Below are 19,622 nucleotides of genomic sequence, written 5' to 3'. Positions count from 1 at the left end.
AGGCAATGAGTACTCCGGAGTTTCCCTACGTGGCCTTGACTGTGTTGACCACGGGAATTCACCCCGCTACCGGGCGCATCGTTGCTATCGATGCCGTCGCCTTCAACGACGCCGGCGAACTTGGCGATGACTTCCACGCAGTGCTCAACCCCGATAGCGATCCCGGCCCCCGCCACCAGCACGGCCTTACGCCGGAAGAGATTTCCGGCGGCCAGTCTTTTTCGCGCATTCTGAAACCGCTGGATCGTTTCTTGGATGGTCGCGAGCTTATCGTGCACGATACTCCGTATACCTGGGGATTTATCGTCTCCGAGGCCCGGCGCGCGATGATTGCCGCGGCACGCCAAAACCGTGCGCGCAACCGTAATCGCAATCGTGGTGGGAGGCGTCGTCGCCAAAAAGTCGGTCACGTTCCAACACCCTCGCGGATTATCGATACCTTGGCCACCACCTACCGCCAGGGCCTGCGTTCCAACGACATTCGCTTGGCTGCAGTCGCGCAGGCCAATGGCGTTAATGCCCCCAGCCCGAAGGCCAACCTCGAGCGCGCCCAGCGATCCGAACGCGAGACCTCCCGCGAGTCGACGGAGCTGCTTATTACCTTGGCCCGCGCGCAGAAAGCCGCGGGCGTCGTGAGCAGTTACGTACCGGATGACCTGCGCGCTGACCGCTTTGGGCTGCAGCGATCGCATGTGCGTGTCGATGCCGCCGAAGCTCCCCGCCAGCACCACAATCCCGGCGCGTATCGCCCGGGCAAGGAGCTGCGCCGCGGTATGGAAATCGTCGTCGCGCCCGAGATCGAAGCCGACCCGGATGAGATCATCGCGGCACTGACCAAGGCGGAGCTGAATTACAAAGAAAAGCTCTCTCGGGAAACCTCGCTGGTGGTGTGTAATGCGACGACAGATCTCGTCGGCAAGCCTATGCACGCCCAGCGCAAAGACATCCCGCTGATGGCAGACCAGGCTTTCCTCAATGCCTTAGAGCGCATCGAAGGCCCCATCGACCCACCGGCTGAGGACAAACCGAAGGGTCCGCCGCAGCGCGGGCAGTCCGGTAAGCCGCGGCCGAATCAGAAGAAGTCCGGCTCGGGCCGCAGGAGGCGGCGTCGGGGTGGCCGGGGTCGTCGGAAATCCGGCGGCGCGGGGAAGAAAAACACCGACTAGCATCTCGCCCCGACTACCCTAGGGGCATGAGTTTTAAACTACGAGGAGCGTTGCGCAACCTGCGCACAGGCGCTGCCACCACCGCCGCGAAACTGGCGACGACCGCCTCGCGGGCCACCGGCCGCGGTGCAGGCGGCATGATTGGCGGATTGGTAGCTGGGGCGATTGACCCGGGCATCATGAAGCATTTAGGTGGTGGGCGCCCCGCAGTGCTGGTCACCGGCACCAATGGCAAGTCCACCACGACCCGCATGCTGGCTGCCGCAGTTCGCACCGAGCACACCGTGGCCACCAACGACGGCGGCGACAACATGGACGCCGGTATTATCTCCGCACTCATGGCGGGCAAGGACGCCTCGCACCTGGTTCTCGAGGTCGACGAGCTCCACGTACCCCATGTGGCCGACAACCTCGAACCGAAAGCGTTGGTCCTGCTGAATTTGTCGCGCGACCAGCTCGACCGTGTTGGTGAAATTAACAAGATTGAGCGCGCCCTGCGCTCCGCTGTGGAGGCTCATCCGGACATGCTGGTTATCGCCAACTGCGATGACGTGCTGATGACCTCGGTGGCCTATGACGCGAAGAACGTCATCTGGGTATCCGCGGGCGCTGGCTGGCTCGGCGATTCCGTGACCTGCCCGCGCACCGGAGGCCATGTCGTGCGTACCGACGACGACTGGTACGCCGTAAAGAAGCTTCCCGATGGCCGCGAGTTCCGCCGCCCCACGCCTTCCTGGAGCGTCAACGACGACGGCATTCACTCCCCTGTCGAGGTATCCGAACTACACCTTGCCCTACCAGGGCAAGCTAACCGCGGTAATGCGGCGCAGGCGGTGGCTGCGGCGGTGGAGGGTTTTGGCGTCGATAAGCAGCGCGCGGTGAAGGCTACCGAATCGGTCGACGATGTGGCGGGCCGCTACTCCACTATCCGCTGGGGTGATAAGGAGATTCGCCTGCTGCTGGCGAAGAACCCGGCGGGTTGGCAAGAAGCACTCTCCATGGTCGACCGGAGTGCTGACGGATTGGTCATTGCCACCAACGGTCACGTCGCCGACGGTATCGATATGTCCTGGCTGTGGGATGTGAAATTCGAAGACTTCGAGTCCCTAGAGGTCAAAGCCGCCGGCGAGCGCGGCACCGACCTGGCCGTGCGCCTGGTGTATGCCGATATCTCACACGAGCTGATTGCAGACCCGCTCGATGCGATTCGCGCTTGTCCGGCAGGACGCGTGGAAGTCCTGGCCAATTACACAGCGTTCCGCGATTTGAAAAAGGCCCTAAACAAGGAGGTCGGCGATGAATAAGCTGCGTATCGGGCTGATTTTGCCAGACGTATTAGGCACCTACGGCGACGACGGCAACGCCCTGGTCCTGCGCCAGCGCGCCCGCATGCGCGGGATGGATGCAGAAATCATCCAGCTCAAGCTTGGCGATGCCGTCCCCGACGACCTCGATGTCTACACCGTCGGCGGCGGCGAGGACACCGCACAGGTCTTAGCCGCCGAACACCTCATCAACGACGGCGGGCTCACCCGCGCTGCTGCGGCCGGACGCCCCATTCTGGCCATTTGTGCGGGTCTGCAGGTCCTGGGCGAGTCCTTCCGGGCATCTGGGCGAGTCATCGATGGCGTGGGGCTTCTCGATGCCACCACCGCCACCATGGCCGAACGCGCCATCTCCGAAGTCTCCTCCGAGCCCACCGGCGCTGGCTTCACGGCTGAGCTCACCGAACCTTTGACGGGCTTCGAAAACCACATGGGTGCCACGATTTTGGGCCCTGCGGCTCAACCGCTGGGTCGTCTGATTCGCGGTACCGGCAATGCCGATACCGCCGCCACGGCCGACCTGCACGATGCCGCCAAGCAGCGCGCCGCCGAAGGAGCCGTCCAAGGCAGCGTCGTCGCTACTTACATGCACGGTCCCGTCCTCGCGCGTAACCCCCAGCTTGCCGACCTCCTACTCGCCAAAGCACAGGGAAAGAAGTTGGCGGATATGGAGCCGTTGGAGATTCCGGCCATCGAGAAGCTACGCGTCGAGCGCCTCAACGCCTCGGGCCCACCGCGTAGCCAAAGGTAGGCAGCACGAAAGAGCCATCGTGGATACCACGGTGGCTTCTTTTTGTAGTGGACTCGGCTCAGCAGGCGCGATTCACACGCGGATCAAGTCGTGGGCGCCTAATTTTCCAACCGGATGATTGTTTCTTCTAGTCGGCCCGCCCCAGGCTGGTTGGTAGGCCGGTCTGCCCTTTTCACGGGTTATCCAGCCATAAGGTGCATTGTCGGGAGGTCCGGTTCCGGCTTTGCCGTTGTGATAGGGACATAACATCGTTAAGTTCGCCGGTTCGGTATTCCCGCCGTACTTGTGGGCAAGGATGTGGTGGACTTCGCACCTATCGGCAGGCACGTTGCAGTCCTCCCAAGCACAGACGAGCTGTTCGCACATCGCCAGCAAGCGCTGCTTAAAATCCGCAAAGCGCGTCTGGTACAAATTCACCGGACCCGCCGTCGGGTGGAACAGCCCGGCGAAGATGTCTTTATCCATCTGGCCATTCATCAGCGCGTTGAGCCACTCGGCACCACGCATCTGCGTGCCATCCGAGCAGCCCAATATGACCTCATCGCCTTTCCCGTGGAGAATCTTCCACAAATCCGGCACGCCTACCGCAATCACGGTGCGGTATTTCTGCACCACCAACGAGTGGTTGTTATCGAGCATGGTCCAGAAGGCATCGACAAGCTTGCGCTCGCGTGTTTCAGGCCCTTCCGGCATCAGCGGCTCCAAGGTCTTGAGCAACCGCGAAATCTGCGTCGCCGAGCTGCGAATATGCAGCGTCCACGTATCCGCAGTGTTCTGACTCAAACGCACGCCAGGTTCTGGCTCCGCAGGCGGATCCTCGCGTTCCAAGTCTTCAAAAATCGCCTTACCAACCCGCTGGACGTTTTCAATCGAACCGCCCGCCTCCAACAGCTGCAGGCGAATCTTCCACTCCTGGCCCGCATCCTTGGCCTTCTTGGCAAAGCGCTCCACGATATCGAGTCGGTCAATCGAATAACCCTCCGCGGCCGCAACAACTTTCCGCTGCTGCTTCGTATAGCGCGTCTGCCCGTAATAAACCTGACCAATCTTCGCCCAGCGCTTCACCTCAGCCAAACGGATATCCAGCGCTGCCGCCACATCGCGTGGGGCGCGCATGCAGAACTGCAGCATCGATAGCCCGGTGTGCCGGGCGTCGTAAAGCTGTTCTGCGGTGTTCATGCCACCCAAACTAGCGGCACATAACCCCATTTGACCAGCAAATATGGGATTTCTCCCAATATTGCGGTCCCGGGGAACCGAAAGGCAGTTTTCTCAGTCTAATAGGGGTTAGGGTTTTTAAATCGACAACCGACCACTCAGCGCACGCGACAGGGTCAGCTCGTCGACAAACTCCAGGTCACCGCCCAAAGGCATACCCGATGCCAGGCGCGTAATCTTCAAATCCGGGAAATCGCGCAGCAAACGCACCAAATACGCCGCGGTCGCCTCGCCTTCCGTGTTCGGATCCGTAGCCAGGATGACTTCCTTAATTTCCGGGGAATCATCGTAAAGCGGATGCTCCGGCGTGGAATCTGCCAACTCGCGGTCAGGCAACACCCCGCCGATACGCTGCAGCAGCGGCGAGATATTCAAATCCTTCGGCCCAATATTCGACAGCGGATCCAACGCCCCGCCAAGCACGTGATAGCGCCCCTGGTACTCACCGGTGCGCTCAATGACCTGGATGTCCTTCGGCTCCTCGACCACACAAATCGTGGACGCATCGCGCTGGGAATTAATACAAATCCGGCACACGTCCTCACGCGAAATATTGCAGCAAATCCGGCAAAAAGTCACGCCATCGCGCACCGCGGCCAAAGCATTGCGCAGCCTATCGATGTCCGCCGGGTCCTCGTGCAGCACATGAAACGCAATCCGCTGGGCAGACTTCGGCCCAACCCCGGGCAGGCGGGAAAACTCATCGATGAGGTCCTGCAGTGGTCCTTCGAACACGACACGCTCCTTGTCTAAAAATCTCCCGCTAACTATACGCGGGCCCACACAGCACAAAAGCCGCACCCCGCATAGGGGCACGGCTAAAATTTCAGCGCGGATTTACTGCGGCATACCCTGCGACAGCGGGCCAATCTTGTCCTGGGCCAGCTTGCCGGCAGCCTCATGCGCGTCGTGGAATGCGCCGACGATGAGGTCCTGCAGGGTCTCCACGTCCTCTGGGTCCACAACAGACTTATCGATGCTCAAATCCTTCACCTCAGCACCACCAGTCATCGTCACCTTGACCAGACCATTGCCCGCGGTGCCCTCGACGGTGGTGGCCAGGATTTCTTCCTGTGCCTTCTGCAGCTCGGCCTGGACCTGTGCGGCCTGTGCGAGCAGTTCGTTCATATCTTGTGGCTGAGTCATGATTTAGCCCTTTCTTCGTGAATAATTTCGCACGCCAGTGTACCTGCCTACGCCCGGCGCGCTCCGAGCTCCCGCTCCAACAACTCCATCGCAACTTCCGTGGCGCTGCGGTGGTCGTGCTCGCCTGCGGTTTGGGCGGCTTCCATCATGTCGCGTTCCTCGTCATCCCGCGTGTACGGCTCCGGCGGGGCTTCTTCCGGTGGGGCTTCCACCGGAGGTGCCTCCTCTGGAGGCACCGGGACATCGTCAGGCGCGGGCTCGTCGGGCAAAGGCACGCCATTGCTAAACGATGGCGCCTTCGCATACTCCTCGTCCCTCTGCTTCGCCGATTCCGTCGCCTTCGCAATGCGGGAGCGCCAGCCAGCCTGTTTCGGCTCCGGCTTCTGCGGAGCCTGCTGACGTGGCGGCTCCTGACGCTGGGGCTGCGGGCGCTGCGGTTCTGGCTGGGGCTTAGGACTCTCCGACTCCTTGTCGTCGGCAGTTTCGCGCGCAGGCGGGTTCGGGTTCCAGGTCTTTTTCTCCTGCGGCTGCGGCGCTTCCTCAAACCCGGCGGTCTTCGGGTCGGTGCCAATCACGCAGTGAACCTTAAGCTCCTGGTTGAACTCGTCCTTGAGCACCTCAACGATGACGTCATTATTCGACGGCGCATTGATACGTTCTGCCAGCGCACCGGTCGTATGACCCAGAACGAGGGTTCCGTCGCGCAGGCCGAGGATGCGGGCTTCGGCAAGCATGATTTCTGCAACCTTGTTGCGCTTTCCGATGCCCGCTCGCACCCCCTCCCAGCGAGCCTTAATCTGGCCCAGCAGGTCCTCTTCATTCGCCGGCGCAGGGTCAGCCTGCGCGTCAGCCTGCGGTTCGGACTGTGGCTCGGGCTGTGGTTCCGGTTTCTGCTCTGGTTGCGCAGCCTGCTGCGCGCCCGTGGGTCGGGGTTGTCCCCAGGTGTCCTGCTTCGGTTCCTCGGCAGGCTGTTGCTCAGGCTGCTGCTGTGGCTCGGGCTTTTGTTCTGGAGCTGGTGTTTGCTCAGGCTTTTGCTCGGGGGCAGGTTTCTGCTGCTCCCGACGGTTGCGGCGGTTAGCGATGATCGCGGCAGCCGCTGCGGCTGGGTCCTGGGCATTGGCGACTGCGGAGGCGCCAGGTTGGGTTGGCACGGCGCCGGCGGCGGCGCTAGGGGCAGCGCCGGAGCTTGAGCCGGCGGTGGAGCCAGACGCCGGGGAGGCGCCGGGGGTGGCAGGCGAGGTCGCACCTGCGGCGTTGGCGCCGGCGGCGGACGGTGCCGGGGCGCCGGCGGGAGCGGCGTTGATGAGCAAGTGGGCGCAGAGGATTTCCAGCAGCAGGCGTGGGGAGGTTGCGCCGCGCAGGTTGGAGATTTGCTCGTTGACGGTGGTTGCCAGGTAGGTCAGTTGGGGGCCGGTGAAACGAGAAGCTTGTTCGGAAAGGACAGGCGCGCGGTCGGCAGGCGCGGTGACGAGGCCAGACGTGATCGCGTCGGGGACGGCTTGCAGGATCATAAGATCGCGGAGGCGATCAAGTAGATCGATGGCGAAGCGGCGGGGGTCGTGGCCGGCTTCGATGACGCGATCGACGAGTTGGAAAAGCCCGGCTTTGTTCTGATCGGCAAGGGCGGCGATGGTGTCATCGATAAGCGTGAGGTCGGTGACGCCAAGCAGGGGCCGGGCAAGGTCGTAGGTCAGGCCGTCGGGGCCAGCGCCGGCGAGTAGCTGGTCGAGGATGGACAGCGTATCGCGCGGGGAACCACCACCGGCCTGGATAACCATGGGGTAGACGGAATCTTCGACGGCAACGCCTTCGGAGGCGACGGTGCGCTCGAGTAGGCCCTTCATCGCCGGTGGGGTGAGCAGGCGGAAGGGATAGTGGTGGGTACGCGAGCGAATCGTGCCGATGATTTTCTCCGGCTCGGTGGTCGCGAAGATGAAGATGACGTGCTCTGGGGGTTCTTCGACGACCTTGAGCAGCGCGTTGGCACCGGCGCCGGAGATCATGTGCGCCTCGTCGATGATGAAGATGCGGTAGCGCGACTCGGCAGGTGCGTAGTAGGCGCGGTCGCGCAGCTCACGCATGTCTTCGACACCGTTATGCGAGGCGGCGTCGAGTTCGGTGACGTCCAGGTTTCCCGCGCCACCAGGAGCGAGAGAGACACAGGACTCGCAGACCCCGCACGGAGTCGAGGTCGGGCCCTGCTCGCAGTTAAGCGAGCGGGCCATAATGCGTGCCGAGGACGTTTTACCGCAACCGCGCGGGCCGGAAAACAGGTAGGCATGGTTGATGCGCCCTGCGTCGAGGGCGGCGGACAAAGGCGTGGTGACCTGCTCTTGGCCTACCACTTCCGCAAAGGATGCTGGACGATATTTCCGGTATAAAGCCACGGTTAGTCAGTCTACCGCTTAGCCCTCGCGCGCCCAGTCGAGCAGGTCAATTCCCTGCTCAGCTACCGCCTCCTGCAAAGCACCCAGGCCTTCTTCGACGGCGTAGGCGTATTCCGAATCAGTAAGCATGAGCAGCTGGCAGACCAAGGTGATACGCCCGTCTTCGGCCACCTGCGGGGTTTGCCCGCCCCACAGATACGGCGCAATCAACGCGCCGTGGTGAACGCTTAATTCATCCGCGGACAAAATACTGGGCAGCAGGACGCCGGGTTGGGCGGGGATGACGCCTTGGGCATCGCGCAGCGTGCGCGCGGCGCCAGTCACCGCGGCGGCGACACGGGAGACGGGCACGCGGCCAACCGTTAACAGCTCGCAACGCACGTCCTCGCCCTGCTCGGCAGGGTTCTCGGTGGCGCGGCTGAGCCCGGTGTCGACCTGGCTGAAGGTGGTGGTGACGGCGAGGGATTGGGCATCGTCAAGCGATGCGGTACCCAGGCCGGAGGAATACTCCAGCTCAACAGGAATGACCTGGCCGAGCCAGTATTCAGTCTCTGCTTGATTGATGGTTTAAGCCTCCAGCTTCTCCAACGCGGCGAGCAGAACACAGGTCGCAACGCCATCCATGGCGGTCTTGACCTCCTCCAACGGCGGCAGCGATGGCGCGAGACGGATGTTGTGGTCGCGCTCATCCTCACCGTGCGGGAACGCGGATCCGGCCTTGGTCAGCACGATACCAGCGTCCTTGGCCAGCTCCCACACGCGGGTCGCGGTGCCGTCGATGACGTTCAGGGAGATGAAGTAGCCGCCCTTCGGCTCAGTCCAGGTCGCAACATCGTACTTGCCCAGGCGATGCTCCAGGATGTCGATAACCGCCTGGAACTTCGGCGCAAGCAGCGCTGCATGACGACGCATCACCGCACGCACGCCTTCTGCCGAACCGAAGAACTCATAGTGCGCGAGCTGGTTGATCTTGTTCGGACCAATTCCGCGGATACCGGCGTGGCCCAAGTACCACTCGAGGTTCTCCGCCGAAGAGTTGAAGAAACCAACACCACCGCCGGCGAGAGTGATCTTGGAGGTCGAGGACATCGCCCAGAAACGATTCGGGTTACCGGCCTGCTCCGCCATGCGGACGATGGGGAGGACCTCGGGGAATTCGTCGGTAAGCGTGTGCACCGCGTACGCGTTATCCCACACGATGCGGAAGTCCGGTGCGGCAGTCTCCATCGCCGCGAGCGCCTCGGCCTTCTCCTTGGTGATGACCGAACCAGACGGATTAGCAAAGACCGGCACCAGCCACATGCCCTTGACCTGTGGATCCTTAACCAGTTCGCGGATGGCGTCGACATCGGGGCCATCGTCAAGCATAGGCACCGAAATCATCTCAAAGCCGAAGTGCTCAGAAATAGCGAAGTGGCGGTCATAGCCCGGGGTCGGGCAAATCCACTTCACAGTCTCCTCTTCCGACCACGGGCGCTCGGAGTCGTTATTACCGAAGACATAGGACCACGACACCAGGTCAAACATGATGTTCAGCGAGGAAGAATCGCCCGCCAGAACGTGGTCAGCATCAGTGTTGGTCAGCTTCGCCCACAGCTCGCGCAACTCCATGATGCCTTTGAGGTTGCCGTAGTTGCGCAGGTCATTGCCGGCGGCATCGGTGTAGTTGTTGGCCCCGGGCAGCTCCAACAGGTCAGCGGAAAGGTCCAGCTGCTCCGCCGAGGGCTTACCGCGAGTCAGGTCCAGCTTGAGGCCCTTGTTCTTCAAAGCCTCGTAGTTTTCTCGGACCTGTGCTGCCAGCTCAGCGCGTTCGGCCTGTTCAAGATTAAGAAGCGACATTAATGCGTCAACCTTCCGCAGATAAAAATAAGTTCGACGCCTCATTGTAGTGAGTTTCCCCTGTACTCACTAGCCCCCGTGCCGAGCATCACCAGGCATAAAAAAGGGGACCCCGCGCACCCGCCAGAGCCTCCTGACCCTTGCTGCATTCCTGCCCTGGGGGAGTTCAGAGGATGGACGCCACGCGGAATCCTGCCCTAAGCCTAACGCGTTCGCCCCGCCGCGCCAAATCTTTCTTATCCGGGGCTCATGCTTTGCGATGCCGTGCGGCACCAACAGCGCCGCACCAAGCCGATCATGCTTAAACACCCATAAAACCGCTAAAAATGCTTGCTGACCTGGCGATTGGTAATGCAATTGCCAAGGCTGCTAGAGTTTCTTCTCGGAGGATTCGACTAGCGGCCTATGTCACACGCCTGGAACGCGTGCGGGGTTCACGCCCCTCGTGGGTTCAAATCCCACATCCTCCGCCAAGGAGAAAGCCCTGGCTCTTCGGAGCCAGGGCTTCTTGCATATCTAGGTCACGTTGCAGGTTTAGGGGATTTCTGGGGGTTCGTAGCCGTCTTCGGCGAGCCACTCGAGCTGCGGGAGGGTGTTCATTGACCACTCGGTGCGGCAGTCGAGGAAGGCGTGTTTGATGTCGATGTCGTCGAAGCCGCCATCGCGAAGGTACTGGCGAAAGCCGTTGGGGCCAGGTTCTTTGACCCAGAGCCAGACGTAGTCTTCTAAGGTGTTGTCGCCCAGCACGTCTTCGAGGCCTTCGGGAACGAATTCCCGCCCGGCGCGCACGCGGTCGGCTAGGTCCTCGTCGAAGAAATCGTAGAGGTAGTCCAGCGAATCCGGGTCGTGGGCGTAGTCATAAGCCGGGTAAGAATCCATGTCTTCCCAGCCTAGTTATGAAGCAGACCAGTAGTAGGGCTCAGTCGACAGCTGCGAGGGGTCGAACTTCTCCAAAAGCTCGTTAGGGGTACTTGCGACATAACCCAGGGACGCGGCCATTTGGGTGATGACGTCCGCTGGGGTGCGGTCGCGGAGTAGTTCGCGCAGGGTGACGGCGCCGTCGCGCTTGGAGAGGCGCTTGCCGGCATCGTTAAGTACGAGTGGCACGTGGACGAACTCAGGCACGTCGAAGCCGAGTAGCTTAGCGAGGTAGGCCTGGCGAGGCGCCGAGGAAAGCAAGTCGTCACCGCGGACGATCTGGTCGACACCCTGGTAGGCATCATCGACGACGACAGCGAGGTTATACGCCCAGTCCTGGCCCTGGTTGGCGTTGCCGCCGCGGCGCAGGATGAAGTCATCCACATCGCCGGTATAGGTGCCGTGGAGTTGGTCGTGGATGGTGAAAGACGAGGCATCGGTACGCAGGCGCAGGGCGGGGACGCGACCTTGGGTTGCGAGTTCTTGGCGGCGTTGGGCGCGCTGGGCATCGGAAAGCTCGCGGCACGTGCCGGGGTACTGGCCAGGGATAGCGTGCGGGGCGCGGGCGGCTTCCTGGATGTCCTTGCGCGAGCAGTAGCACTCGTAGACCGGCAGGCGCTCCAGGGCGGCGGCGTAGGCATCGTCGCGCTGGTGCTGGTAGAGGACCTCACCGTCCCAGTCCAGGCCCAGCGTTGCCAGGTCCTCGAGCTGGCGCGTGGCGGATTCCAGGGAACTGCGCTGGGTATCGATGTCCTCAACGCGCACGATGAAACGGCGGCCGGAGTGGCGGGCGAACAGCCAGGCCAGGAGTGCTGTGCGCAGGTTGCCAAAGTGCAAATCGCCGCTGGGGCTGGGCGCATAACGGCCAGCAGGAGTCTCAGTCATGCATTCCAGGATACGGTTCAAATTGGCTGGGTCTGAACGGCGTGGAAAGATATGCGTTTATGGCAAATCAATCGGCAACCGCAACCACCAATTCCGGTGGCGAGAGCATCCGATTCATCCCGGTACAGTCCACCCTGTACCCGTGGCTGGTTACGGTGTTCGTCGTCGCTTTCATCATCTCGAACATCACCGCCAGCAAGGGCGTCCAGCTAGGACCGCTCATCACGGACGGTGCGTTCTTTTTGTTCCCGCTGTCCTACATCATCGGCGATGTGCTGTCCGAGTGCTATGGGTTCAAGTCGACCCGGCGCGCCATTTACATTGGCTTTGCGATGGCCCTTCTCACCGCCATCTGCTTCTACATCGCCATTTGGCTACCCCCGGCGGACTTCTACGACGGTCAAGAGGCCTTTGCCGCCACGCTGGGGCTGCTGCCGCAGATTCTCCTGGCGTCGCTGGCTGGCTACGTGGTGGGCCAGCTACTCAACGCCTGGACGCTGACGAAGATGAAAAAGCGCCAGGGCGAAAAGGGTCTGGTCTCGCGTCTGATCGCCTCGACTGTCGTGGGTGAGTTCGGCGATACACTGCTGTTTTGCGCTATCGCCGCACCGATTATTGGTGTGAGCACCATCGGTGAGTTCGTCAACTACGTCCTCGTGGGCTTTGTATGGAAGACCCTGATTGAGGTCGTCCTGTTGCCAGTGACCACACGCGTGATTGCGTGGGTCAAAAAGCGCGAGGACTACTTACCGGCGTAGTAGCGACCCAGGAATTCGTCGCGGTAGGCCTCGTAGTAGCCGCCCTCAATGGAGGCGCGGATGTTATCGACGAGGCGGATCATGAACTCCACGTTGTGCATCGTGCACAGCGTGCCTGCCAGGAATTCCTTCGCCTTGAGCAGGTGATGGATGTAGGCACGGGAGTAGTTCTCGGAGACGTAGCCGCCGAATTCTTCGTCAACACCTGAAAAGTCCCGCTTGAAGCGCGCGTTGACCAGGTTGAGACGCCCATCGAGGGTATACACGCCACCGCGGCGGGCCAAGCGGGTCGGTGCGACGCAGTCGAAGGTATCGGCACCGGCTTCGACGGCCGTAAACAAATCGTCGGGTTCGGAAATACCCAGCAGGTGGCGCGGCTTATCTTCGGGCAGCTCATCGCAGACCCAACCGACAATGGTGCCCAAGTTTTCCTTTTCCAAAGCGCCACCGATGCCAAAGCCGCCGAAGGGGCGCTTGCCTTGGTCGCTGGCGGCATCGGAAAGCTGCATCAGGCCCCGGGCTGCCTGACGACGTAAATCTTCATACTGCGCGCCTTGCACCACACCCCACAGCGACTGCTTGGGGCGGTGGGCACGCTCGCGGGTAAGCCGATCGTGCTCGTCGAGGCAGCGCTGCGCCCAGCGATGCGTACGGGCAACGGATTCTTCCTGGTACTGGCGGGTATCGACCAGCGTGGTCAGCTCGTCGAAAGCAAACATGATGTCCGCGCCCAGGCCATGCTGAATCTGCATGGAAAACTCCGGGGTAAAGCGGTGCTTGGAGCCATCGATGAAAGAGCGGAAGTCCACGCCGTCTTCATCGACTTGCGCCATGCGTTCTTTCTTCGCGGCGCGAATATCTTGCTCGGTGAGGTTCGCGACATCCATGGCCAGAACCTTTTTAAACCCCACACCCAGCGACATCACCTGGAATCCACCGGAGTCGGTATAGGTCGGGCCCTGCCAGTTCTCAAAGGCAGCCACTCCCCCGGCCTCATCGACGATGTCGTGGCCAGGCTGCAGGTAGAGGTGATAGGCATTGGACAAAATAGCCTGCGCACCGGTGCTGCGAATCTGCTCCGGGGTCAGCGTCTTCACGGTTGCCTTGGTGGCCACCGGAATAAACGCCGGGGTCTGAATATCACCATGCGGGGTGTGAATAACCCCCGTGCGGCCATGCTTTCCGGGCCCCGACTGCTCGAGCCGGGTACCAACCTGAAAGCTTAAGTCCTGAGTAAGGTCGGTGGATTTTTCCATGGACTCAAGTCTATGTGGCCCGCTCTCCCCCACGCGAACCCCGCGCAGACAAGCCCCAACAAAGCACAGAAAACCGCAGACACACTAAAGGCCCAAGCCCCACTAGGAGACTTGGACCTTCTGGCTACTTAAGCAACCCTACGGCGTGCAACGCCTGCACCAGCGCCAACTAGCACCATGCCGAGCAACAGCACCCAGGTAACGCCCGAACCGCCGGTATTCGGCAGCTCGCCCTGGCGATAGTTAGCTACTGCCAAGAAGATGGTGTCTTCGCCCTCAGGACGTGACGCATCCTCACCCGGTTCTACGAAACCGAAGCCGTCTTGAACCACGACTACATAGTCAACGGAGGTGAAATCAGCTTCACCTGGTCCCGACTCGAGACTGTCGCTCTTTACAATCTGGAACTGCACCTGCTTCGGCAACAGCATGTAGCCCTGCGGGGACTGCACCTCTACCAACCAGTAATCCTTACCAATTTCCAGGTTCTCTGCACGGAACGAATAATTACCGTTCTCACGAGTCATCTCAGCCTGGTAAATAGGCTCAACGCCTTCACCCGGCGCCTGATCGTAGAGCGCAAAGGTTGTACCAGCAAGCTGCTCATCCGGGATGGCCTGCTGAGCACCGTCTGTACCAATATTGCCGTACTTATCAAGCACCAAAGACACACGCTCGTCCTCTGGCGGAACAATCGGGATACAACCAGTGGAATCCGTAGTACCCATGCGAGCCGAGTTCACAGCATCACCAGCAGCACAAGTTTCAGGATCAACGTCTTCACCAATAGGGAATTCCTCGCGATATGCTTCCCAATTCATCTCGTACGTCACCGAAACGCGGTACACATGCGCAAAGTCGCTTCCCTGTCCCGGCCTGATCGTACGCAAAGCCTGAGTAGGCTGATGGTTTTCACGCACGTTGCCATCTACCGCAGCACAGTCAGTCACATAGAAAGGCTGACTGAGATCATCACGCTGTGGAGTTCGCGAAACCTCACACAGTGGCGCACGACTGAACTGCTGCTGACTATTACCAGTCTTAGCCACGTTTTGGTCAGCGTAATCAACACGAATCTTGGTAATCGTTGCAGCATCCGGAAGCTGCGGCGTATCAACTACCTCTGGGTAGACATAAGGGTTCAGAAGGTCAGCACTATTAATCGTGATGTCATAAGCAGCCGTGTACGTCGTATCCGAATCAGATTCGTTGTCGACGATGTCCTCCGCGGTAATCTCACCGTCATCGTTCATGTCGACAGGCTGCTTCTCCATCATTCATCCATCTGCAGAGAAATCATTCCCAGGATTCGCATCATCATCTTTATTGAAGACACGAAGTGTGTTCGGTACACACGATTCGCCTGCTTTTAGATAAGCCCACAGATAGAACGTTAATGATGTCCCAGCTGGCATGTCGGCTACAGTCGCGCCGAATACATAGCGTTTAGTTACCGGATCTTGGAAGCCCTCCGGAAACTCAACAAGAGTTGGAGCTATCCCATCGCGTTCATAGAACCCAGCAAATCCTGGATTTTCATATTCGCGAGGAAGGTAGTCTCGCCAAACAAAACCGCTAGAATTACCTGGACCTTTATTCTTGATGGTTAACTGCCACAACCGCATATTCGGATTAGCCTCACGAGGCAATCTAGGAAGGTAATCTCGGTCGCCTTCAGGCAGATCTTGCCTACGCTCAAGTTCCTCCTGAGACAGCATTGTCTTTGACGCAACTAGATCAGAAGGAACAAGATCCTGGTTACCCGCACTGCTTGCAGCGTCAGTGTTGTAAGAATGTGGCAGGTTGTCATAAACAGCGAACAAACGAACCCTGGGGTTGTCCCCAGCAGGATCATCTACTGCAAACTCGACGCCTGCTTTGCTGCCTTGCAGACCACCTTCACCGAAACCCAAGTGTCCGTTGCCATATGCCCATGCCTTTCCCCACGTGTTGACGTTTCCACGGCCAGAACCTGTGATTCCCGGGAACCTACCACCAGCTTCCGTTACGAACTCCGATCGGCGTACCGGAATATAGGTAACTTCTCCGGTATCGATGTTTACCCGCTCAAAGACTTCGAAGTCAGCTTTTGGTACGCCAGCACGGTTCCATGGGAAGTTAGTTGACCGACTGGCCAATCCCCAGGCAAATTGGGGATAGTCAGGGATTACCGCGTAGTCTTCACTAAAGAATCGCTGAACTCGATAAGTTTGACCATCCCTGACAATCGTGTCGCGGAAGCTTCCAGTACCCGAAACAATCTCTGATACTCGAGAAGACAGATTCACACGATAAAGCACCTTATTACCATTAGATGACGTGTTAGCAACGTAAAGCGACTCATTCGACCGGATATCAATGAAACCAACGTTAAGCAAGTGGGAGTCATTGTCAACATTTGGGTCTTCAACAGCGCTCAGAAATCCTTGCCCCCGTTAGGACCAACGATGGGGCCGAGGTTGTAAACATTGCCATTACTTGGGTCAATCTGCAGCAAATGTCCCATTGGATAACAGTAGTGGTATGCGTTAGCCCCACCCTTGGCATCGGCAATCTGAGAAACCGCATAGAGCCAGTTGTCTTCGGTGTTATAAGCTAATGCATTATAAACCCACTTCGATGGCTGGCCAATAGGCTTATAGTTTTCTCTACCGTCCCACTGACGGTGAAGCTGAGTCTTATCGTTATTTCTCACGTCACCACCGGGTGTAGCACTGACGTATACCGCCGCACCGGATTCCCGCTCTTCGGGAGTCAGTTGTCGCGGCCCATTCCTATCGACAATCGCCGTCGATGAGTCATGTGCAAAACATGCAGGATCTGACGGAGACGGCGATTCGCCGCCTTCACCAGGATCTTCCCCGCCTCCAGAAGAAGGATCGACAACAGTCACGTCACTACTGAAGGCTGCAGCGCCTGCGGAAGAATAAAAAGCGAACCTAACAAAGTCGCCGTCTTGCACTGTTAGGCCGGGTACATTGCGCACGTCGAATACCGCAGTACCGCCCGGGTTTCTGCCGTTGGGAGTCTGCACGACATACTCGTCCAAGACAGGCGAGCTTGCGACTGGGGTATCGCCACGGAAAATCTGGACCCTGTACGGGCCGCTGATTGCGTGGTTAGCGTTCGTGCTTCTCGTTGAGATGGTGAAAGTATCCAGTTGACGGCTTTGGCTGCCACCACCACTAACGCGGTACTGGAGCGCACGGATAGCACTTCTATTCGTAGGGTTCTTATAAAGCTCTGAGTCAGCACGAGAACCAGTATCCGCACTGCCCATTTGCTGGAACGTAGGCGGTTGAGTTTGGGCCTGCGCGGTGGGCGCGGGCTGTGCGATGGCGATAATGCCGACTAATAACGCTACGACCCCGAAGAGTGCGAATACACTTCGCCAAGAGATCCTACGTGCCACGGGTGTTCTCCCATTGTCTTTGCGCCCACGGCAGTGCCGCTAACTAATCTTAGGTTTAATCACCATAAGTTTAGTTATTTTTAAGGTTTTTGGCGAATGGCACGCAGTAATCCTTACAACCTGCTGTTTTCCAGGCACCCCAAGGGGGTAACTTAGCTTTTGTTAAGTTCTAGCTCGCTTTGAGCTTCGCGGTGCTTCTGCTTTTCCTCCCACTCCTTCTCCAGGGCGGTGCCCTCGATGTCGAGTTGTGGGAGGATGCGGTCGAGCCAGTGCGGCATCCACCAGGTGGCCCGGCCCATGAGGAACATGGTGGCAGGGACGAGGGCCATGCGGATGAAGAAGGCATCGAAAAGAATGCCTGCGGCGAGCGCGAAGCCGAAGATCTGGATGAACGGCAGTGGCTGGTTAATAAAGGCCACGAAGACCGAGATCATAATGATGGCGGCGGCGGTGACCACGCGGGCGCCCTGGGTAAAGCCGGTGATGGTGGCTTCTTCCACGGCATTGTACTTCAGGCCGGTGCCCTCGGGGTGCTGGGATATGTGCTCGCGCATTCTGGTGACCAGGAAGACCTGATAGTCCATTGCGAGGCCGAAGGTCACGCCGATGAGGAAGATCGGCATAAACGAAATCAGCGGACCAGGGGCTGGGACGAGGCCCCAGAGGCCTTCCTGCCAGACCAGGACGGTCAGGCCGAAGGCGGCGCCCACGGACAGCAGGAAGCCGAGGCCGGCGACCAGCGGGACCAGGAGCGATCGGAAGACCAACAGCAGCAGGACAATCGCGAGGCCGACCACGATGGCCAGGTACGGGCCCATGGCGGATTGGAGGCGCTCGGTGATATCGACCTGGACGGCGGTGAGGCCAGTGAGGCCGACCTCGGTGCCGGTGACTTCTTCGATTTCGGAGGTAGCAGCACGCAGGGCGTGGGCGACCTGAACGGTGGCGGCCTCGGTTGGGGAGGTCTCCGGGGTGACCATGATCTGGGCGGCGCGGCCGTCGTCGCTTAGTCCGACGATCTGGGCGTGCTTGACGCCGCCGACTTCCTTGAGCTGGTCAGCGGTGTACATGTAGGAGGCCAGTGCGGCCTGATCCGTCGGGTTGCCGTCGCCCTGGGCCTGTACTAGTGGGGACAGGGCTTGGGAGTCGGCGTTGACGTCGGCAGCATCGACAACTGCGAGGAAAGGACCATTGACGCCCGGGCCGAAGCCCTCGGCGAGCAGGTCGGCGGCCTTGCGCTGGGTGGTATCCGGGTTGGAAGTGGTATCGGCAGGCAGGGCGAGCTCCATGTTGAGCACCGGTGCGGACATGGTGCCCAAGGAGAGCACGACGATGGCCATGACCAGGCCCGGGACCTTCTGGACGAAGCGGACCCAGCGGCTGCCCATGGTCTCGGAACGGCGGACCTTGCCCTTGCGGTTGGGGTTGCCGGCAACGCCGGGGACGCGGCCCTTGAAGGCGCGATCGCCAAGCAGGCCGAGCATCGCCGGGATGAGGGTGAGCGCCACGAGGACGGCCACGGCGACGGTGCCGGCGGCGGCGAGACCCATGGCGGTCAGGAAGCCAATGCGGGCGATGATCAGCGCGAAGAGCGCGATGAAGACTGTGGCACCGGCGAATACGACTGAGGAGCCTGCGGTACCGACAGCCATGCCGGCGGCTTCAGGTGCGGACATGCGTTGGCGCTCGGAACGGTAGCGCGAGAGGATAAACAGCGCGTAGTCGATGCCCACGGCCAGGCCAATCATGACGGCCAGGACCGGGGTCATGTTGTTCAGCTCGACCCAGTGGGTGGCCATGAACATGCACAGCACACCGAGGCCCACGCCGACGACGGCGGAAATCAGCGGCATGCCGGCAGAAACCAGGGAACCGAAGGTGAAGATGAGCACCAGGAAGGCCACGGCCAGGCCGATGATCTCCGAGGTGGTGTTCACGGTAATCGCTTCGCCGAAGCCGGCGCCGCCTGCTTCGACGGTAATGCCCTGCTCGCGGCCCAGCTCCATAGCTGCGGTGACGACGTCCTTTTCTTCCTGGTCAACCAGGAAGGGGTTTTCGGCGTCGAAGTTAAAGGAGGTATAGGCGATGGTCTCATCATCGTTGACCATCTTGAGGTTATCGGCGTCCTCGCGGGCGGACTCCTCCGGCAGGCCCATGCTGGTGAACTGGTCAATCACGCCCTGCTCGATCTGGGGAGAGACCTCAAGGGGGTTGCCGAAGCGGAGGTCATCGCCAAGCGTGAGGTTGTCCTCGATGTACGCGATGACGTCATCGATAGCAGCGGAGTTTTCCGGATCAGATAGTGTCTCGCCCTCCGGGGCCTGGAAAACCAGGTTGACCGTGGCGGCATTCGCTGGGTTGCCGCCCTCGGGGAAAAGTTCCATCGTGCGGTAGGTCGCGTCGATGGAGGGGGTGCCCTCGATGGCGAACTCGTCGGTCATGGGCTTCATCAACGAGATCGCTGCGCCACCTGCTGCTGCCAACAGCAGAATCCAGGTCACGATGACCTTCCACTTGTTCAGAAAGGACCAACGTCCAAGCCGGTAGAGGAGTTTAGCCAC

The 19,622-nt window shown here is 60.2% G+C and carries 17 protein-coding genes, 1 tRNA gene and 1 other RNA gene; 5 read left to right on the top strand and 14 right to left on the bottom strand.

The window, feature by feature from the left end; genetic code table 11:
- The first annotated feature begins 5 nt into the window (after positions 1–5).
- From UL81_RS00820 to UL81_RS00810, 3 genes are read left to right on the top strand one after another with little or no spacing between them, the layout of a single operon-like run.
- A complete protein-coding gene (locus tag UL81_RS00820; RefSeq protein ID WP_046453140.1) occupies positions 6–1,166 on the top strand; it encodes a DNA polymerase III subunit epsilon in 1,161 nt (386 codons plus the stop codon).
- A gap of 26 nt (positions 1,167–1,192) precedes the next feature.
- Complete coding sequence (locus UL81_RS00815; RefSeq protein ID WP_035105982.1) at positions 1,193–2,470, top strand: Mur ligase family protein; 1,278 nt, start codon at positions 1,193–1,195, stop codon at positions 2,468–2,470.
- Positions 2,463–3,242, top strand: coding sequence for a type 1 glutamine amidotransferase (locus UL81_RS00810; RefSeq protein WP_035105984.1), 780 nt, complete (start codon positions 2,463–2,465; stop codon positions 3,240–3,242). Before UL81_RS00815 ends, UL81_RS00810 begins: the two co-directional genes overlap by 8 nt.
- Positions 3,243–3,314: 72 nt before the next feature.
- On the opposite strand, the gene UL81_RS00805 is transcribed toward UL81_RS00810, so the two are convergent.
- The 7 genes from UL81_RS00805 to ffs form a co-directional block, all read right to left on the bottom strand.
- The gene (locus UL81_RS00805; protein WP_046453139.1) at positions 3,315–4,421 is read right to left on the bottom strand and encodes an HNH endonuclease signature motif containing protein; all 1,107 of its coding nucleotides are present in this window, start codon (positions 4,419–4,421) and stop codon (positions 3,315–3,317) included.
- A 117-nt stretch (positions 4,422–4,538) separates the two neighbouring features.
- The gene (gene recR, locus UL81_RS00800) at positions 4,539–5,195 is read right to left on the bottom strand and encodes a recombination mediator RecR (protein ID WP_035105985.1); all 657 of its coding nucleotides are present in this window, start codon (positions 5,193–5,195) and stop codon (positions 4,539–4,541) included.
- Between the two features lie 102 nt (positions 5,196–5,297).
- Positions 5,298–5,606 (bottom strand): YbaB/EbfC family nucleoid-associated protein, encoded by a 309-nt coding sequence (locus tag UL81_RS00795; protein ID WP_035105986.1) that lies wholly within the window; start codon positions 5,604–5,606, stop codon positions 5,298–5,300.
- A gap of 47 nt (positions 5,607–5,653) precedes the next feature.
- Positions 5,654–7,993 carry a DNA polymerase III subunit gamma and tau gene (locus tag UL81_RS00790; protein WP_035105987.1) on the bottom strand — a complete coding sequence of 780 codons (2,340 nt, stop codon included), beginning with the start codon at positions 7,991–7,993 and terminating at the stop codon, positions 5,654–5,656.
- Between the two features lie 18 nt (positions 7,994–8,011).
- A complete protein-coding gene (locus UL81_RS00785; RefSeq protein WP_236684484.1) occupies positions 8,012–8,374 on the bottom strand; it encodes a suppressor of fused domain protein in 363 nt (120 codons plus the stop codon).
- Positions 8,375–8,560: 186 nt separating this feature from the next.
- On the bottom strand, positions 8,561–9,832 hold the full coding sequence (locus UL81_RS00780) for an aminotransferase class I/II-fold pyridoxal phosphate-dependent enzyme (RefSeq protein WP_035105989.1): 1,272 nt from the start codon (positions 9,830–9,832) through the stop codon (positions 8,561–8,563).
- 98 nt (positions 9,833–9,930) lie between these two features.
- Positions 9,931–10,029: signal recognition particle sRNA small type (gene ffs / locus UL81_RS11590), an RNA gene on the bottom strand.
- A 187-nt stretch (positions 10,030–10,216) separates the two neighbouring features.
- On the opposite strand from ffs, the gene UL81_RS00775 reads away from it, so the two are divergent.
- Positions 10,217–10,305, top strand: a tRNA-Ser gene (locus tag UL81_RS00775).
- A gap of 61 nt (positions 10,306–10,366) precedes the next feature.
- Here UL81_RS00775 and UL81_RS00770 read toward each other — a convergent pair.
- Together UL81_RS00770 and gluQRS are read right to left on the bottom strand one after the other, a co-directional pair.
- A complete protein-coding gene (locus UL81_RS00770; protein ID WP_035105990.1) occupies positions 10,367–10,711 on the bottom strand; it encodes a hypothetical protein in 345 nt (114 codons plus the stop codon).
- Between the two features lie 15 nt (positions 10,712–10,726).
- Positions 10,727–11,635, bottom strand: a complete 909-nt coding sequence (gene gluQRS, locus UL81_RS00765) for a tRNA glutamyl-Q(34) synthetase GluQRS (RefSeq protein ID WP_035105991.1) — start codon at positions 11,633–11,635, stop codon at positions 10,727–10,729.
- A 59-nt stretch (positions 11,636–11,694) separates the two neighbouring features.
- On the opposite strand from gluQRS, the gene UL81_RS00760 reads away from it, so the two are divergent.
- Positions 11,695–12,393: a queuosine precursor transporter gene (locus UL81_RS00760; RefSeq protein WP_052097750.1), complete on the top strand. Its 699-nt coding sequence runs from the start codon at positions 11,695–11,697 to the stop codon at positions 12,391–12,393.
- Here UL81_RS00760 and tgt read toward each other — a convergent pair.
- The 5 genes from tgt to UL81_RS00740 form a co-directional block, all read right to left on the bottom strand.
- Entirely contained in the window at positions 12,378–13,649 is a 1,272-nt protein-coding gene (gene tgt / locus UL81_RS00755; protein WP_035105992.1) for a tRNA guanosine(34) transglycosylase Tgt, read from the bottom strand. The genes UL81_RS00760 and tgt overlap by 16 nt on opposite strands.
- A gap of 128 nt (positions 13,650–13,777) precedes the next feature.
- A complete protein-coding gene (locus UL81_RS00750; protein ID WP_082099140.1) occupies positions 13,778–14,926 on the bottom strand; it encodes a SpaA isopeptide-forming pilin-related protein in 1,149 nt (382 codons plus the stop codon).
- Positions 14,927–16,027, bottom strand: coding sequence for a DUF6923 family protein (locus tag UL81_RS11755; RefSeq protein WP_144407150.1), 1,101 nt, complete (start codon positions 16,025–16,027; stop codon positions 14,927–14,929).
- A 38-nt stretch (positions 16,028–16,065) separates the two neighbouring features.
- Positions 16,066–16,698, bottom strand: coding sequence for a DUF6923 family protein (locus tag UL81_RS11750; protein ID WP_144407149.1), 633 nt, complete (start codon positions 16,696–16,698; stop codon positions 16,066–16,068).
- Positions 16,699–17,213: 515 nt separating this feature from the next.
- A complete protein-coding gene (locus UL81_RS00740) occupies positions 17,214–19,622 on the bottom strand; it encodes an MMPL family transporter (RefSeq protein WP_046453137.1) in 2,409 nt (802 codons plus the stop codon).

The organism is Corynebacterium camporealensis (assembly GCF_000980815.1).
GTDB lineage: Bacteria > Actinomycetota > Actinomycetes > Mycobacteriales > Mycobacteriaceae > Corynebacterium > Corynebacterium camporealense.
The sequence above is the reverse complement of the archived record's forward strand: the minus strand, read 5'-3'. Positions and strand labels throughout refer to the sequence as shown.

Coding starts and splice junctions, on each gene's coding strand:
- UL81_RS00815 (WP_035105982.1), top strand. CDS start 1,193: ATGAGTTTTAAACTACGAGGAGCGTTGCGCAACCTGCGCACAGGCGCT.
- tgt (WP_035105992.1), bottom strand. CDS start 13,649: ATGGAAAAATCCACCGACCTTACTCAGGACTTAAGCTTTCAGGTTGGT.
- UL81_RS00750 (WP_082099140.1), bottom strand. CDS start 14,926: ATGATGGAGAAGCAGCCTGTCGACATGAACGATGACGGTGAGATTACC.
- UL81_RS00770 (WP_035105990.1), bottom strand. CDS start 10,711: ATGGATTCTTACCCGGCTTATGACTACGCCCACGACCCGGATTCGCTG.
- UL81_RS00805 (WP_046453139.1), bottom strand. CDS start 4,421: ATGAACACCGCAGAACAGCTTTACGACGCCCGGCACACCGGGCTATCG.
- UL81_RS00780 (WP_035105989.1), bottom strand. CDS start 9,832: ATGTCGCTTCTTAATCTTGAACAGGCCGAACGCGCTGAGCTGGCAGCA.
- UL81_RS00795 (WP_035105986.1), bottom strand. CDS start 5,606: ATGACTCAGCCACAAGATATGAACGAACTGCTCGCACAGGCCGCACAG.
- UL81_RS00810 (WP_035105984.1), top strand. CDS start 2,463: ATGAATAAGCTGCGTATCGGGCTGATTTTGCCAGACGTATTAGGCACC.
- gluQRS (WP_035105991.1), bottom strand. CDS start 11,635: ATGACTGAGACTCCTGCTGGCCGTTATGCGCCCAGCCCCAGCGGCGAT.
- UL81_RS00760 (WP_052097750.1), top strand. CDS start 11,695: ATGGCAAATCAATCGGCAACCGCAACCACCAATTCCGGTGGCGAGAGC.
- UL81_RS00820 (WP_046453140.1), top strand. CDS start 6: ATGAGTACTCCGGAGTTTCCCTACGTGGCCTTGACTGTGTTGACCACG.